Source organism: Nonomuraea monospora (genome assembly GCF_039531895.1).
Lineage (GTDB): Bacteria > Actinomycetota > Actinomycetes > Streptosporangiales > Streptosporangiaceae > Nonomuraea > Nonomuraea monospora.
The window spans coordinates 1-566 of sequence record NZ_BAAAQX010000119.1 but is presented as its reverse complement, the minus strand read 5'-3'; the positions used below and the strand labels follow the sequence as shown (position 1 = coordinate 566).

The following is a 566-nucleotide window of genomic DNA, read 5'->3' as shown; positions in this document are numbered from 1 at the left end:
CCCTTGTCGAAGCGCATGCCCTCGGTGAGCTCGAGCTCAAGGCCGAAGGTGTTGCTCTCCTCGACGGTGATGACGCCTTCCTTGCCGACCTTGTCCATCGCCTCGGCGATGAGCGAGCCGATCTCGGCGTCGGCGGCGGAGATGGAGGCGGTGGAGGCGATCTGCTCCTTGGTCTCCACGTCCTTGGCCAGCTTGGAGAGCTCCTCGCTGACGCGCTCGACGGCGGCCTCGATGCCCTTCTTCAGGGCCATCGGGTTGGCGCCGGCGGCTACGTTGCGCAGGCCCTCGCGCACCAGCGCCTGGGCGAGCACGGTGGCGGTGGTGGTGCCGTCACCCGCGACGTCGTCGGTCTTCTTGGCGACTTCCTTGACCAGCTCCGCGCCGATCTTCTCCCAAGGGTCCTCGAGCTCGATCTCCTTGGCGATGGAAACACCGTCGTTGGTGATCGTGGGAGCGCCCCACTTCTTCTCCAGCACGACGTTGCGGCCCTTGGGGCCGAGGGTCACCTTGACGGCGTCGGCGAGCTGGTTCATACCGCGCTCGAGACCGCGCCGGGCGTCCTCGTC

General features: G+C 67.5%; 1 protein-coding gene. It reads right to left on the bottom strand.

The genetic code is table 11. The features are described 5' to 3' along the window. Nucleotides 1-566 (bottom strand): TCP-1/cpn60 chaperonin family protein (locus tag ABD331_RS60770; RefSeq protein ID WP_344496731.1); only part of this gene is annotated, 566 nt, incomplete at both ends.